Here is a 15,488-nt window from a genome sequence, read left to right as displayed (position 1 = left end):
AATCTCTCCACCCCTGCCATATTTAAGGCTCTAGCAGAAATGCTAGAGCCTTTTTTGCTTTCTGAATCCAATATACGTTATTAGCAGAGCAGCGGATTCTCCAACTTACCAAAATAGCGCGCGTTGGGAGTAGAAACCTCCGCAGTACCATATCAATGCCTCAGCAGAAGTTCTGTTTTTTACTTTATATTTGTTCGATTTTTAGTCGATAATTCCTGCTTTTAATAAAACCTAGCCTTAAAAGTGTAAGCGCTTACTTATCTCAGCCTCTTTTATAAACAATCAACAGCACAATCCACACTTCTTTATGAGAATTATTCTCAATATTTTGTTACATTTTGGTCGTTATTACTAAAAGGCAACAAATATGGATATCTCCCGTCGTAAGTTTATTCAATCATCTCTCGCTATATCAGCACTCACTGTTCTACCCGCTTGCTCAATTAACCGGTCAGTTGATGAGCAAGGAAAGTATGTTTATGACTTAACTGCAGAACCTTCAACAGCTGAGTTGGTGACGGGATTTAATACCAATGTTTTAGCCTTTAATGGGCAGATCCCTGCTCCGACAATTCGATGTCGACAGGGTGAAAAGGTCACGATCCGCTTTACGAATAAGCTATCAGAGCCGACGACTATTCATTGGCATGGTTTAAGAATTCCTATCGAAATGGATGGGGTCCCCTTCTTAAGTCAGCCACCGATCATGCCAGGTGAAACATTCATTTATGAGTTTACGCCGCCAGATGCTGGCACATTTTGGTATCACCCACATATGAATAGTGTGAAGCAGCTTGGTATGGGCTTAGTTGGTCTTATTATCGTAGAAGAGAATATTCCAGTGCAGTTTGATGAAGAGCACGCACTGATGCTTAAACATTGGCATATAGATAAGAAAGGCCAATGGAAAGATCTAATGATCCCACGGCTCAGCGCTCGCATGGGCACGCCAGGAGAGTGGAGTAGCGTTAATGGAATACATGAGCCTGTCTATCAGTTAAAACAACATGCACCGACCAGGCTACGTATCGCTAATGTCGACAATACGATCACTTACCCTATAGCTGTCGAAGGGGCTGAGGCATGGGTGATTGCCATTGATGGTAACCCTGTAAAAACACCTTATAAGCTGACTCAACATAAAGTTGGCCCGGGGATGCGAGTAGATATTGGATTGATAGCACCCAAAGCAGGTGGGCGAGTGAGCGTCCTTCAAATGAAAGGACGCTTTCCTTTCTCTTTGTGTGAGTTCGAAGTTGTAGATTCAACCCTTGTCGAGAATCGCTCTCTACCTTCTTTACCCCTTAATCCTGTGCCCAATTTAGATTTGGCTAATGCAGAAGAAATCGACTTTTTATTTGAATGGGAAGGGGCGGTTTCTCCAGTATCTAAAGATGGAAAATCTATGCCTAAGTTTTGGCTAACTAATAAACGAGCATGGGAGGGGATGAGCAAAGATAATATTCCTGAACCGTTGGCGACTTTAGAGTTGGGTAAGACCTACATATTCGATCTTAAGAACGTCACTCAATATCATCACCCGATTCATATTCATGGTCATACATTTACGGTATTGGAACTTGATGGTAAAAAAATTGAAGAGCCTTTCCATACCGATACAGTGTTACTTGGAAAAAACGGCCGAGCTAAAGCTGCATTTGTTGCGGATAACCCTGGCCGCTGGATGTACCACTGTCATGTTATAGAACACATGAAAACCGGTTTAATGGGATACATTGAAGTTAAGTGACACCTGTAACTTTTAATATTTGCGCATGCATTCTTAGTTTCTACCCTCGCTTTTATCGGCGGTAAAGCTAGAATATAGAGACTATTGTTTGGGAGGATTCATGGGTCAGTTATCTATTTTAGGTTTTATTGCCATTGGTGGCGCATTTGGTGCTTGTTCGCGTTATTTGATTTCAGAGTTATGTGTGGTGATGCTAGGGCGTGGTTTTCCTTATGGTACGCTGACTGTTAACGTAATTGGTTCTTTGATTATGGGATTGCTCATCGCCGCGTTTGAAAACGAGATGGTCGCGACGGAACCGTGGAGACAAATTATCGGTCTTGGTTTCCTAGGAGCACTGACGACATTTTCTACGTTTTCTATGGATAACGTACTTCTTATGCAGCAGGGCGCTTTCTTTAAGATGGGACTCAATGTGCTACTCAACGTGGTACTCAGTATTTCAGCCGCATGGATCGGCTTCCAACTTTTGATAAAGTCTTAAAACTTTCTTACGATTTGTTAACAACTCGGCTTGGTTTATCCAAGCCGTTTTTATATACTCGATCGAACTTGTCGGAGTGCCATATGGCTGAGACCGTTAACTCGGGATCCGTTGAACCTGATCAGGCTAATACCTGCGAAGGGAACAAGAGTAGATATCTAACTAGAATCCTTCTAGAGATCTATCTCCAGATCACAACTGTATTTCTTACCGTGATCCCTCTTGTAGCATCTAATCCGTCAAGCATTTTTATCCCTATAAATAATGGCTAAAAGCCAAGGAAAAATGCTATGTCGACTCGTAAACAAGCAAGACTGGAAGCGAAGAATTTCATTGATTCTTTATCCGTACAACCCTATCCAAACTCAAAAAAAGCTTACATCCAAGGATCTCGAGAGGACATTCAAGTCCCTGTCCGAGAAATATCACTCGCTGATAGCCTTGTTGGTGGTACCAAAAAAGAGCCTGTATTCGAACCTAATGTACCCATTCAAGTTTACGATACCTCAGGTGTTTACACAGACCCTACACATCAAATAGACCTGTATAGCGGTCTTCCTAAGTTGCGAGAGCAATGGATTGAAGAGCGTGGTGATACGGAACTGTTAGAAGACGTAAGCTCTGTTTACACCAAAGAACGTTTAGAAGATGAAACTCTAGACGACCTTCGCTACGGCAACCTGCCTAGAATTCGTCGCGCAACAGGCAACCAATGTGTTACTCAGCTGCACTATGCTCGTCAGGGTATTATCACACCTGAAATGGAGTACATTGCCATACGTGAGAACATGGGACGTCAGAAGTTCGCTGATGAGCAGCTTAACCATCAACACCCTGGCCATAATTTTGGCGCAAACCTACCGAAAGAGATCACCCCTGAGTTCGTGCGTAAAGAGGTTGCTGAAGGTCGAGCTATTATCCCTTCAAACATTAACCACCCAGAATCAGAACCGATGATTATTGGTCGAAACTTCTTAGTGAAAGTGAACGCCAATATCGGTAACTCTTCAGTAAGCTCTTCGATTGAAGAAGAAGTTGAGAAGCTAGTATGGTCGACTCGCTGGGGTGGCGATACCGTGATGGACCTTTCTACTGGTCGTAATATTCACGAGACTCGCGAATGGATCCTACGTAATAGCCCAGTACCAATTGGTACGGTTCCTATGTATCAAGCGCTTGAAAAAGTGAATGGCGTTGCCGAAGACCTTAACTGGGAAGTGATGCGCGATACCTTGATTGAACAAGCAGAGCAGGGTGTTGATTACTTCACTATCCATGCTGGCTTGTTGCTTCGCTACGTTCCGATGACGGCTAAGCGTGTGACTGGCATTGTCTCTCGTGGCGGCTCCATCATCGCGAAATGGTGTCTTGCTCATCACCAAGAAAGTTTCCTTTATACCCACTTCCGTGAGATCTGTGAGATCTGTGCGAAGTACGATGTTGCTCTGTCATTAGGTGACGGTTTACGCCCGGGCTCAATTGCAGATGCTAATGATGAGGCTCAATTCTCGGAGTTACGTACTCTAGGTGAGTTGACTAAAGTGGCTTGGGAATATGACGTTCAGGTGATCATTGAAGGCCCTGGACATGTACCAATGCACCTGATTAAAGAGAATATGGACGAGCAGTTAGAGCACTGCCATGAAGCGCCTTTCTATACTTTAGGCCCATTGACGACAGATATTGCCCCTGGTTACGACCATATTACCTCTGGTATTGGCGCGGCCATGATTGGTTGGTACGGCTGTGCGATGCTGTGTTATGTCACCCCTAAAGAGCACCTAGGCTTACCAAATAAAGAAGATGTGAAGACTGGCTTGATTACTTACAAGCTAGCAGCACACGCAGCGGACCTCGCTAAAGGACATCCGGGCGCACAAATCCGAGATAATGCATTATCAAAGGCACGTTTTGAATTCCGTTGGGAAGACCAATTCAATCTAGCTTTAGATCCTGAAACCGCGCGTTCTTTCCATGATGAAACTCTGCCACAAGAGTCGGGCAAGGTTGCTCACTTCTGCTCAATGTGTGGACCTAAATTCTGCTCGATGAAGATTTCTCAAGAAGTTCGAGAGTATGCGAAAGACACCGAACAAGTAGCCGCGGATCAGGCTATCGAGATTAAGATGCTAGATAACCCGTTGGAAGGGATGCGTCAAAAATCACAAGAGTTCCGTGATACTGGCTCTGAACTTTATCATCCTGCAGTAGCCGCAAAAGAAGCTCAATTAGAGGAATAATGACAGTGAAGATACTCATCCCATCTCAAAATATTGAGTTAACGGGAGAGGTGCAGAACTGTCTATTGGTTGCTAAGCGACAAGGCTTGGCAACTGATACGGTTGAGTTGGGTGTAAGCTCAACTCAATACTTCTCTATCGTTGATTCTCAGCAGGCGTTATCTATTGGCTTCGCTCATGATGTTGATTCATTGGCAGAGTGTAAGTTAGCGGAACTGAACCATGTTGTTGATTACAGTAATTCAGTCGCGTTAACTGACGTTTGTGATGCCTTTACAGAAACTCCGAATACCATCTATATCGGTGTCTCAGATGATTCAGCTGTACTGGATATCTGGTCACACCTAGATGCTAATCGTGTCATCAAGAATGACACTACAGCTCATCAGGAGTTAGATAATCACGGCCATTTTGCCTGGTTACTTACTTTGTTGGCGTTGGAGTTCCCATTAGAAGACGCACTTGTTTTAGCTCGCGCAGCGTCCAATGTTTCACGTGGAACATGGCCTGCACATTACCAAAACTTTCCTATCCCTGTTCTTGAAGATCAACGATTGGACATATGCGTAGGTTGGGCTAACCAAGGGACATCACTTTCTTTTCCTGAGTTGAGTAAGAGTAGCCTCGGTTTATACCCAGTAGTTGATGATGTTGAGTGGATCGAAAGATTGCTCAAGCTTGGAATCAACACTGTCCAACTACGTATTAAGAATCCACAGCAAGCGGATTTAGAACAACAAGTCGCACGATCTATCGATCTTGGTCGTGAGTATAACGCTCAAGTTTTTATCAATGATTACTGGAAGCTTGCACTCAAGCATGACGCTTTTGGTGTTCATTTAGGGCAAGAGGATATTGAAGAATCAAACCTCTCACAGTTGAGCTTTGCGGGTATAAAGATTGGGTTATCGACTCATGGCTATTACGAGTTGCTACGCATTGTTCAGATTAACCCAAGCTATATTGCGCTAGGCCACATCTTCCCAACATCAACTAAACAGATGCCATCAAAGCCTCAGGGTTTAGTTCGTTTATCTCTGTATCAACAGCTGATTGATACTATCCCATACACAGAACAACTCATCGGTTATCCGACGGTTGCTATTGGTGGTATTGACCAATCAACAGCTGAGCAGGTGTGGGATTGTGGGGTGTCGAGTTTGGCGGTTGTTCGTGCGATTACATTAGCGGAAGACCCCAAAAAGGTGATCGAGTTTTTTGAAAAACTGATGACGCCTAAACCTTCAAATATTGGTGAAGAGGTTGCGCAGGAGCCTAGCTATGCTGAGTGATTTTGAGTTTATTCGTTATCAACGACAAATTGCATTACCTGAAGTCGGTGAGCAAGGGCAACGAAATCTATTAAACAGCCATGTGTTAGTGATTGGTTGTGGTGGCTTAGGCAATGCTGCCACTCTTTACCTTGCGGCTTCGGGTGTCGGAAAGATCGTGTTGGTTGATGATGACTGTGTGGATTCGTCTAACCTGCAACGACAGGTCGCGTTCAAAGAAAGTCAGTTAGGTTCGCCTAAAGTCGAAGCTATGAAGCAACAACTGACTGAGCTCAATAGTCGCAGTCAAGTTAGAACCATCAATCAGCGAATGAGTGACAGTCAGCTTGAACTTGAAGTGATGCTCGCTGATTTGGTGTTGGATTGTACTGACAACTTTGCGTCACGCCAGCAGGTTAACCAAGCGTGTTTCGGCAGCAATACACCTTTGATTTCTGGATCTGCAATCGGTTGGAAAGGCCAGTTTATTGTATTTGATTATGAGAATCAGAAAGGGTGCTATCACTGTTTGTTCCCGTTCAGTCATCATCCACAAACGACTCGTTGTAGTGATAGCGGCATCATAGGCCCGGTTGTTGGCACCATAGGTAACCTTCAAGCTTTGGCTGCTATTCAACGTTTAACTCGTGGTGAGTTTCAGGTAGCAACACACCAGCTCAAACTGTTCGATGGCCAAACGATGAACTGGCAAAACTTAATGGTCACTCAAGATAGTGAATGTCCCGTGTGCAGTGCGTCTGCAGTTAAGCATTTAGAAGAAGAAATCCAATGAGTCATATAACGATCTCTATAAACGAGCAACCAGAACAGGTCGCGCACTTGTCGTCTCTAGCGGACATTATCCACGCTTTATCACTCCCTGATCTGGGTTGTGTATTTGCAATCAATAATGCGGTTGTCCCGCGCAGCCAGTGGCAACAAACTGTCGTCAATGAAGGCGATGCTATTTCTCTTTTCCAAGCTATTGCAGGAGGCTAACCATGTTAACTATCGCTGATAAAACGTTTCAATCACGACTCTTCACTGGAACCGGCAAGTTCGCAAACAAGCATTTGATGGCGAGTGCTATTGAAGCTTCAGGTTCGCAACTGGCAACCATGGCGTTGAAGAGAGTCGATATTCGCTCTGAGCAAGACGACATTTTACAACCAATCATTGATGCTGGCGTGAACTTGCTACCGAATACCTCTGGGGCGAAGAGTGCAAAAGATGCCGTCTTTGCTGCGCATTTGGCTCGTGAAGCGCTAGGCACAAACTGGCTTAAACTGGAAATTCACCCAGATCCAAAGTACTTGATGCCAGACCCAATTGAGACGCTTAAAGCTGCTGAGCAACTGGTTAAAGATGGTTTTGTTGTGTTGCCTTACTGCCATGCCGATCCAGTATTGTGTAAACGCTTGGAAGAGGTGGGTTGCGCTGCAGTTATGCCGTTGGGTGCGCCTATTGGTTCAAATAAGGGTATTGCGTCTGCAGACTTCTTAGAGATCATTATCAACCAAGCGAATGTCCCTGTGATTGTTGATGCGGGCATTGGCGCGCCATCACATGCTGCACGTGCAATGGAAATGGGCGCAGACGCAGTGTTAGTGAATACCGCAATTGCTGCTTCTCAACAGCCGGTTGAAATGGCAATTGCGTTTAAGTTGGCAGTTGAAGCGGGGCGTATGGCTTACCTTGCTGGACTTGCAGGAAAAGTATCTCACGCGGTTGCTTCAAGCCCGTTAACTTCATTCCTAGACGAGTAGCAGTGCTATGACGTTTGTTGATCGATTTAAACAGCTCAACTGGGATGACATTGGTATGTCTATCTTCAGTAAAACGGCAGCGGATGTTGAACGTGCTCTGAGTAAACCCAAACGTGACTTAGAAGACTTTAAGGCTCTGATCTCTCCGGCGGCAGAACCTTACTTAGAGCAGATGGCACAACAATCGTTGGCGCTAACTCGTAAGCGATTTGGCAATACAATGTCGCTTTATATTCCTTTGTACCTATCTAACCTGTGCGCTAACGCGTGCACGTATTGTGGCTTCTCAATGGAGAACCGTATTAAGCGCCGCACGCTTACTTTGGATGAAATTGATGCCGAAAGTGCGGCTATCAAAAAGATGAAGTTCGATAGCGTTTTGTTGGTCACCGGTGAACATAAAACTAAGGTCGGGATGAATTACTTTCGACAGGTGTTGCCGAATATCAAAAAGCAATTCAACTACCTCGCGATGGAAGTGCAGCCGCTTGACCAACAAGATTACGCAGAACTTAAAACGCTCGGTTTAGATGCGGTGATGGTTTATCAAGAGACCTATCAACCAAGGACCTACGCTGAGCATCATCTACGTGGTAATAAAATGGATTTTGAATATCGTCTTGAAACCCCTGATCGCTTGGCAAAGGCGGGGATCGATAAGATAGGGATTGGTGCCTTGATTGGTTTGGAAGATTGGCGAACCGACTGCTTTTTTGTTGCTGCTCACTTAGATTACCTAGAGCGCACTTATTGGCAGACTCGCTATTCAATTTCATTCCCGCGTCTTCGTCCGTGTGAGGGTGGAGACTCTAGTGGAGGATTACAGCCTAAATCAGTCATGAACGACAAACAATTGGTTCAGCTTATCTGCGCATATCGACTCTTGAATCCTGAGGTCGAGCTATCCCTTTCTACTCGCGAATCGGCAACCTTTCGCGACGATGTGTTGCCATTGGGGATCACGAGTATGTCTGCGGCTTCTAAAACCCAACCTGGTGGTTATGCTTCGGGTGAAGAAGAGCTTGAGCAGTTTGAGATCAGTGATGAGAGAAGTGCTGCTGATGTCGAGTCGATGATTCGTCAGCGTGGTTTCGACCCGGTGTGGCGAGACTGGCACAGTGCCTATTCTGGTTAATCAACATATTGGTTGATGTTCCACGTGAAACATCGATGTAATGATACAGGCAAATAAAAACGGCTACCCTTGGGTAGCCGTTTTGCTATTTGCTATTTAACTTATTAACCGAGCAAGTTCGTTGGTTCAGTTAAGCGCTTAGCGAAGCATTAAGCGTGAGCCAATGGAGTTGTCGATTGGCGTAACCATTCCAATGTATCACCTTCAACTAATGGGCTAACGTCGTTCCATACCTTCTGATGGTAGTCGTTCAGCCACGCCAGTTCAGGTCGTGTTAGCAAATCAACATTGATGTTGCGCTTATCGATAGGGCAACGAGTTAGCGACTCAAACGTTAGTACTGAGAAATCACCTTGAGTTGGAAGCTCAACTACCAATTCTAGGTTCTCGATACGGATACCAAACTCATCAGCACGGTAGTAACCCGGCTCGTTTGATAACACCATGCCTTCAACAAGAGGTACGTCGATAAGCTTCTTAGAGATGCTTTGTGGGCCTTCATGAACACTTAGGAAGTGACCAACACCGTGACCAGTACCATGATCGTAATCGAAGCCTTCTGCCCATAAGTGCTGACGCGCTAGGATATCCAGTTGGAAACCACGAGTACCCTGTGGGAAACGCGCACGTGCAATGCCGATGTGACCTTTAAGCGCTAATGTGAACTGCTGAATCATTTCGTCGCTTGGTTGGCCAATCGCGATAGTACGAGTGATGTCGGTTGTACCATCTAAGTACTGACCGCCTGAATCGACTAGGTACAGAGTATTCAGTTCTAGCTGACCAGGTTCAGGTTGGTTCTCATGGTTGTAGTGACACATTGCAGCGTTGCCGCCAGCCGCAGAAATGGTGTCAAAACTTAGATCCATCAGCGTCGGGTCTTGCTCGCGGAATGATTGTACTTTGTCTGCTAGTACAGCTTCGTTGTGCAGGTTACCTTGCGCGACTTCTGCATCAATCCAAGACAGGAATTTCGCCATCGCCACGCCATCTCGAATGTGACACGCTTTCATACCAGCAATCTCAGTTGCGTTTTTAGCAGCTTTTGGCATTAGGCATGGGTCTGCTGCTTCAATGATGTGAGCGCCAGCGTTTTGCAGAACAAGCGTGTACCAAGCATTACTCGTGCCTGAATCGACAGACACATTGTTACCTTCTAAAGACTGAAGGCGCACTTCAAGCTCTGATGGGTGAGAAACTCGAATACCATTACCAACGTGTGCTTCAAAGCCTGCTGGGATGCGTGCTGGGTCTAGGAAGAAATCGACGCTTTCATCAGCGTGAATGATTGCATTAGACAATACAACAGGTAGGCGAGATACGTCTAAACCACGAATGTTAAGCAACCAACAGATTGAGTCTAGCTCGGTAAGGATAGCGGCGTCCGCACCTTTTGCTTTTAGTAAGCCAGCAATCTCCGCGCGTTTGCTCTCGCTTGATTGGCCAACGGCGTCTGTTGCCATTAGGCGAACATCAGACACGACAGGTTCAGGGCGATCAGACCAAAGTTCATCAATTGGATTAGAAGAGAGTGTCGTTAACTCAACTTTCTCTGCTAGTTTAGCTTGGGCACCTTTCAACCAAGCTGCAGTGTGCATGCGTGGGTCGAAGGCAACCTTGCTGCCTTGTGGCAATGAATTGATGATCCAATCTAAAGCCGGCTCTTCAATAAGGTGGCGATACTCAAATAACTCTGCTGGTACCTGCTTACGAACCTGGACGGTGTAGCGACCATCTACAAAAATAGCAGCAGTTTCACGAGTGATAACAGCGGCACCTGCAGAGCCAGTGAAACCTGTTAACCAGTGAAGTCGCTCGTTATGAGCGGGAACGTATTCACCTAGATATTCGTCTTCATGTGGAATTATAACGGCATCTAGGTTGTTTGTTTCAAGCCAAGCTCGAACTGCAGCAACGCGTTCAGCAGTGATATTGTGCATCTGTGTTTATCCTTATTGTTAGGGTCCTTGTTAACACTCACAGTCGATATACATGCGAGGGGACTTATTAGGTCAATAAGCTAGCGCTTTTGTTCGTTTGCTGCAAACGCTGTACGCCATTTTTATCTAAGGTGCAGAGTTTTTTCTTTGATGATATCTCGCAACCAAGTTAAGGCTGGGTCATTTTCTCTGTCACGGTGCCAAAACAAAGTGTATGCCATCGGTGGGAATTCCATTGGCAAAGGAACAACCACTAAGTCGAGCTGCTTAGCGACGAGGTAAGTAAAGTGGCTTGGTGCGGTAAACACAAAGTCGGTGTAAGTACACAGGCTTGCGGCGCTATTGAAGTCTGGAACAGAAATAGCGATATCACGTTGATGGCCAAGATCAGCCAGTTTGTAGTCGAGCAGCCAGCGGTCGTTACCATCACACCTTACTTGTACATGACGCTGCGCAAGGTAGGTTTCCAGATCCCATTTACCACTCAGAGCAGGGTGGTTGCGTCTTAGTACACACATCTGTGCATCGCGGTAGATCTCTTGTTCGCAAATGTCGTCTGGCGGCAGCATAGTTAAACGCGCATCGTTGATGTCGATGTCTTTGCCAGTGAGTCCGATATCTAGTTCGCCAAGCTGCAGCTTCTTAAAGGTTTGTTCTGTCCACGCGTGGGTGTTGATATTGACCTTAGGTGCTTGTCGAAATATCGCCGGTAAGAAATGAGGAAGAATCAGTGGGTACACACTTTCAACGGCAGCAATGTGAAAGCTATGGTCACTGTTGTTGGGAATGAATGTCTCAGGCTGAGTGAGAACATCAAGTTGGTTGATCAACGTTTCTAACCGAGGCTTGAGGAACACAGCTTTCGGTGTTGGTCGTAGGCCATGAGCACTTCGCGTAAAAAGGGGGTCATTAAATTGTTCACGAAGCTTGGCTAGCGACTTACTCACCGCTGATTGGCTCAAGCATAATCGGTGTGCGGTGCGAGTGACACTCAGCTCTTCCATCAGCACCTGTAAGCAAACCAATAGATTGAGGTCGAGGCGTGATAGTTTCTCGATATTCATGTGAGTTTCCTATTTGGAATAATGCTAATGAGTATATGCCATTTTTGTTCATATCTTTAGTTGGTTATTATGCACCTAAATTAACTCATTCGGAGAATCTTGTGCCTTCTAACGCGCTTCCAACCCCTAGTAAACTGCAGGTTGCTTTATTGGCAATGCTGGTTCTATTTAGCCCTCTGGCTATAGATATTTATCTTCCAGCTCTGCCACAAATTTCAACAGCGTTTCACGTGGAACACGCACTAGCACAAGATACGATTACTTGGTTTTTATTCGCCATGGGTGTCGGGCAATTATTTGCAGGCCCTTTGGCTGATAAGCTAGGACGTCGAACCGTTGCATTGGGAGGTGTTAGTATCTATGCATTGAGTGCTTGCTTGGCGTGGGCAGCTCAATCGATTGATATGATGCTAATAGCTCGGCTGCTACAAGGCTTAGGAGCTTGTGCGACTTCTGTAGCAGCCTTTGCGACGGTTCGCGATCTATTTGGCCCGGAGAAGAGTGGCCGTATGATCAGTTACCTTAATGGCGCCATTTGCTTTATTCCTGCATTAGCGCCGATTCTTGGTGCTTGGTTGACTCAACAGTTTGGCTGGCGCTCTAACTTCAGCTTCATGGCTGTGTTCGCTGTCGTGGTTGGCATCATTTTGTTTTTCCAAATGAAAGAGTCTAATCCAGCGACAGAAAAGGTCGCGGTGTTCAAACTTGAGCGTTACTGGTCGGTATTGAAAACACCATCATTCATCTTCCATGCGACATTGTGCTTGATGGCAATGGCAGTAATCCTGGCTTACGTTACCTCTGCACCTGTTGTGTTGATGGAAAACCTAGGTTTGACGATGAACGAATTTACCTTCTGGTTTGGTATTAACGCGGTTATCAACATCACGGCTGCATTCACTGCACCGAAGTTTATGGACCGTTTTGGTACATATAAGGCGTTAGTTGTAGGTATCTCAACATTGGGTCTGGCTGGCGTCATTATGTTGGCACTTGCTGACCATGCAAGCGCGATCGCGTTCATGCTGCCAATCTTCTTGTCTTCAGTTGGTTTTGCTTGGATTCTTGGTGCTGCAGCCGGTAAGGCACTTGAACCTTTCGGTGACCGCGCGGGTACCGCAGCTGCGTTGCTTGGTTTGTTCCAAATGAGTGGCTCAGGTTTACTGGTTGGTACCATGCAGCGCCTTGATTTAACATCACAAGTGATGATTGCGCTGCAAATGTTCCTTATTGTTCCTGCATTGTTAGTGCTTGCGAGCAAAGCAGGTAAGTCGTGGCACACGACGTTTGCTAAGGCATAAGTCTCAAGGGTGACAAAATATACAAATGGCGGTTTGCGAAACGTTAAAACATGGTATATTTGTCACTCATTGAAACGTTAGTCCCCAACGGAAAATACTGTAATGTCATTAACAACCTACGAAATGGCGCGCATCTTAGAACAAATGGAAGATGCACCTGAAAAGGTCATGTTTGGTAAATTGCTTAAAGAGCTAGGAAACCAAAGTGAAGAGCGTATTCGCAGTGCGGCAAAACAAGTTCCAATCGACACTTTGCGAGATATCATTTACCAATTTCAACGCGTGGTTGAATCTCGTAAAGGTGAACAAGTTCAGCTACTAGCAAAAGAGCTGGCAGAGCAAGGTATTTCAGCTGAGGAATTACAAGCTTTTCTGAGCAAGTAGTTTTTCACCAGTTAAAAAGAAACCACTCATTTGAGTGGTTTTTTTGCGTTTTGGATTTGCGATGAGGACTAGTTGCTAAATTGCTTCTTCAAGATTCTATCCAATGAAAATGGTCCGGCGCCCCATACAACGACGATAAGAATCATTAATCCCCAAAGCTGATGATCGTAGAAGCCTTGCGCCCATAATACAGGGTATGACACGACGGCCATGATATTGAAAACGAATAGTGCTGCAGCCATAGGTCGTGTTAATAAACCAAGTGCTAAGAATACTGGCAGAATCAATTCAGCGGCAGTACCCATATAGGCCGCTAACTCCCAAGGTAACAGTGGGACTTGGTATTCCAATTCAAACAAGTACAGAGTGCTATCCCAAGTTGCTATTTTAGTCAGCCCAGAATTAAAGAATACCCATGCCACCCAAAGGCGACAAAATAGCAGAAGCACTGGAACAAAAAGTGCCTGTGATTTCTCAATCAAATTGTCGTATTGAGCCATCATGTTCGTGACTGTGTTGTTATCCATATTATGTCTCCAATTCGGCATCGATTGAAAAACCTGAGATGACGTTAAGCGCCATGACAGTATTCAGGTGTTGTAGTAGTGAAGGGTCAATATCAGCGAGCGTTTGACCCGACTGCAATTCAGTTAATAGTTGGTGGCATTCTTCTGTCAAACAATGACTCTCAATCTGTGAATTCTCGGATCTGATTAACACCCCAAATTCAGGTTGGTTGATGTCTAACCCGTCGAGTTGCTGCTGATAGATAGCTTGCTCAAGCGCGATCATCGTATAGCTAGAATTGACTAGCGTTATTGAACCTTTGAGATGAAATACTAAAGCGCCTTGTTGCTCTTGTGGCACATCAGCTAAACAAGAAAGGGGGCGCTGGTCGGCATGTGATTCTGAAGTACATCTTACTAAGCTATCTTTTTGCCATTCATACAAAGTCACTTCAGTGAGATAAGGTGCAGCCTCAATCACGGCAGGAAAGGCTTGGATAGTCTGTTCAAAATGTTCCCCATAACCGCTGACATCACCAGAGGTTGATGGATAACTTAAAACATGTTGACGAGCCATCTGTTGGAAGCACTCTTCACCAACTAGCATTTCAGTGAGTGGATAGGTTGCTGCCAGTACTTCGCTCAAGCTAATCACAAAGTTGTTGCGGTAAATTTGGATGCGTTGCTCATCGGTAAAGTGGTCGCTCACTATGTCGCAGTGCTCACCATTGTTTTGATAGCGTAGGGCGTTAGCAAACTCCGATTGCACATTAGGTAAAGAGTGGCTCATGATGCGCGACTCCTTTGGTTAAACTTGTCGTGTTGATACAAAATATCACTGGCTTTGGCCGCTTCAGCCAATAAAATTTGTGGCTCTGGGATATCTAAATCCCACTCTATCAAGGTATGGCGCGAACCATGTTGTTCTATCCATTGAGTGTAGAGTTGCCATACTTCGTCACAGACAGGCTTGCTGTGGGTGTCTATCCAGATCTCACCTTGTTCGAGTTTCTTTTTGGTAAAACCTGCCAAGTGAATCTCTTCCACTTTGTCTGCTGGTATTCCATTGAGATACTCTTCACAGCTGAAACCGTGATTAAAAGATGAGACAAAAATATTATTGAAATCGAGCAGTAGGCGACACTCGGTGCGCTTCCGTACCTCGGCTAAAAATTCCCACTCTGGGATGGTTGAATGTTTGAAGGCAAGGTAGCTCGATGGATTTTCAATCAGCATAGGACGTTGTAGGCTGTCTTGAACCTCGATGACATTGCGGCAGAAGACTTCTAACGCCTCTTCGGTATAAGGCAGCGGCAACAAGTCATTGAAGTAATGACCGCCGGTCTGACTCCAGCTGAGGTGGTCAGAAACCAAGAAGGGGTCGATATCATCAATCAGATCTTTTAACTGCATCAGATGATGTTGATTGATGCGATCAACAGAACCTAGCGACAACCCAACACCGTGGCAACTTATGTTGTGGGCGTTACGAATCTCTCTCAGTTGTTGACGTTGCGGTGATTTCGCTAAAAAGTAGTTCTCGCTGTGCACCTCTAACCAACTCACTAAAGCTGGGTTTTGGCTAAAGAAGTCCAAGTGCGGTGTTCTAAGGCCAACCCCTGCGTTGGGATGAAGAGTTTGAGTCAC

Annotated in this window: 15 protein-coding genes and 1 riboswitch; of the genes, 10 read left to right on the top strand and 5 right to left on the bottom strand. The window is 45.3% G+C overall.

The features are described from left to right. Nucleotides 1-367: 367 nt before the first annotated feature. From ACED60_RS22305 to thiH, 8 genes are all read left to right on the top strand, one after another. Nucleotides 368-1,750: a multicopper oxidase family protein gene (locus tag ACED60_RS22305; RefSeq protein ID WP_371728513.1), complete on the top strand. Its 1,383-nt coding sequence runs from the start codon at nucleotides 368-370 to the stop codon at nucleotides 1,748-1,750. 100 nt (nucleotides 1,751-1,850) lie between these two features. Beyond that, a complete protein-coding gene (crcB, locus tag ACED60_RS22300; RefSeq protein WP_004736665.1) occupies nucleotides 1,851-2,234 on the top strand; it encodes a fluoride efflux transporter CrcB in 384 nt (127 codons plus the stop codon). Nucleotides 2,235-2,296: 62 nt separating this feature from the next. Next, a riboswitch (TPP riboswitch) is annotated at nucleotides 2,297-2,395 on the top strand. A gap of 129 nt (nucleotides 2,396-2,524) precedes the next feature. Continuing rightward, nucleotides 2,525-4,474, top strand: a complete 1,950-nt coding sequence (gene thiC / locus ACED60_RS22295; RefSeq protein ID WP_371728512.1) for a phosphomethylpyrimidine synthase ThiC — start codon at nucleotides 2,525-2,527, stop codon at nucleotides 4,472-4,474. Next, nucleotides 4,474-5,766: a thiamine phosphate synthase gene (locus tag ACED60_RS22290; protein WP_371728511.1), complete on the top strand. Its 1,293-nt coding sequence runs from the start codon at nucleotides 4,474-4,476 to the stop codon at nucleotides 5,764-5,766. The genes thiC and ACED60_RS22290 overlap by 1 nt, the downstream gene beginning before the upstream one ends. Then, nucleotides 5,756-6,538: a ThiF family adenylyltransferase gene (locus tag ACED60_RS22285; protein WP_371728510.1), complete on the top strand. Its 783-nt coding sequence runs from the start codon at nucleotides 5,756-5,758 to the stop codon at nucleotides 6,536-6,538. Before ACED60_RS22290 ends, ACED60_RS22285 begins: the two co-directional genes overlap by 11 nt. Next, the gene (gene thiS, locus ACED60_RS22280; protein ID WP_004736660.1) at nucleotides 6,535-6,744 is read left to right on the top strand and encodes a sulfur carrier protein ThiS; all 210 of its coding nucleotides are present in this window, start codon (nucleotides 6,535-6,537) and stop codon (nucleotides 6,742-6,744) included. The genes ACED60_RS22285 and thiS overlap by 4 nt, the downstream gene beginning before the upstream one ends. A gap of 2 nt (nucleotides 6,745-6,746) precedes the next feature. Further along, on the top strand, nucleotides 6,747-7,511 hold the full coding sequence (locus tag ACED60_RS22275; protein ID WP_371728509.1) for a thiazole synthase: 765 nt from the start codon (nucleotides 6,747-6,749) through the stop codon (nucleotides 7,509-7,511). A 7-nt stretch (nucleotides 7,512-7,518) separates the two neighbouring features. Continuing rightward, nucleotides 7,519-8,646: a 2-iminoacetate synthase ThiH gene (gene thiH, locus ACED60_RS22270; RefSeq protein WP_371728508.1), complete on the top strand. Its 1,128-nt coding sequence runs from the start codon at nucleotides 7,519-7,521 to the stop codon at nucleotides 8,644-8,646. Between the two features lie 149 nt (nucleotides 8,647-8,795). Here the strand turns inward: thiH and ACED60_RS22265 are convergent, their stop codons facing one another. Both ACED60_RS22265 and ACED60_RS22260 read right to left on the bottom strand, forming a co-directional pair. After that, complete coding sequence (locus tag ACED60_RS22265) at nucleotides 8,796-10,586, bottom strand: aminopeptidase P family protein (RefSeq protein WP_371728507.1); 1,791 nt, start codon at nucleotides 10,584-10,586, stop codon at nucleotides 8,796-8,798. Between the two features lie 122 nt (nucleotides 10,587-10,708). Further along, entirely contained in the window at nucleotides 10,709-11,650 is a 942-nt protein-coding gene (locus tag ACED60_RS22260) for a LysR family transcriptional regulator (protein ID WP_012605070.1), read from the bottom strand. Between the two features lie 101 nt (nucleotides 11,651-11,751). Between ACED60_RS22260 and ACED60_RS22255 the strand changes: the two genes are divergently transcribed. After that, nucleotides 11,752-12,951, top strand: a complete 1,200-nt coding sequence (locus ACED60_RS22255) for a multidrug effflux MFS transporter (protein ID WP_371728506.1) — start codon at nucleotides 11,752-11,754, stop codon at nucleotides 12,949-12,951. Between the two features lie 102 nt (nucleotides 12,952-13,053). Continuing rightward, nucleotides 13,054-13,335 (top strand): hypothetical protein, encoded by a 282-nt coding sequence (locus tag ACED60_RS22250; protein ID WP_016787602.1) that lies wholly within the window; start codon nucleotides 13,054-13,056, stop codon nucleotides 13,333-13,335. Nucleotides 13,336-13,403: 68 nt separating this feature from the next. Here the strand turns inward: ACED60_RS22250 and ACED60_RS22245 are convergent, their stop codons facing one another. From ACED60_RS22245 to ACED60_RS22235, 3 genes are read right to left on the bottom strand one after another with little or no spacing between them, the layout of a single operon-like run. Then, nucleotides 13,404-13,862 (bottom strand): DoxX family protein, encoded by a 459-nt coding sequence (locus ACED60_RS22245; RefSeq protein WP_016787601.1) that lies wholly within the window; start codon nucleotides 13,860-13,862, stop codon nucleotides 13,404-13,406. Between the two features lies 1 nt (nucleotide 13,863). Further along, nucleotides 13,864-14,631 (bottom strand): DNA-binding domain-containing protein, encoded by a 768-nt coding sequence (locus tag ACED60_RS22240; protein WP_371728505.1) that lies wholly within the window; start codon nucleotides 14,629-14,631, stop codon nucleotides 13,864-13,866. Then, nucleotides 14,628-15,488: a DUF692 domain-containing protein gene (locus ACED60_RS22235; protein WP_371728504.1), complete on the bottom strand. Its 861-nt coding sequence runs from the start codon at nucleotides 15,486-15,488 to the stop codon at nucleotides 14,628-14,630. The genes ACED60_RS22240 and ACED60_RS22235 overlap by 4 nt, the downstream gene beginning before the upstream one ends.

This window comes from Vibrio sp. 1F279 (genome assembly GCF_041439815.1).
Classification (GTDB): Bacteria; Pseudomonadota; Gammaproteobacteria; order Enterobacterales; family Vibrionaceae; genus Vibrio; species Vibrio tasmaniensis_A.
Note: the sequence above shows the minus strand (reverse complement) of the source record. Positions and strands in the feature narration are given on the sequence as shown.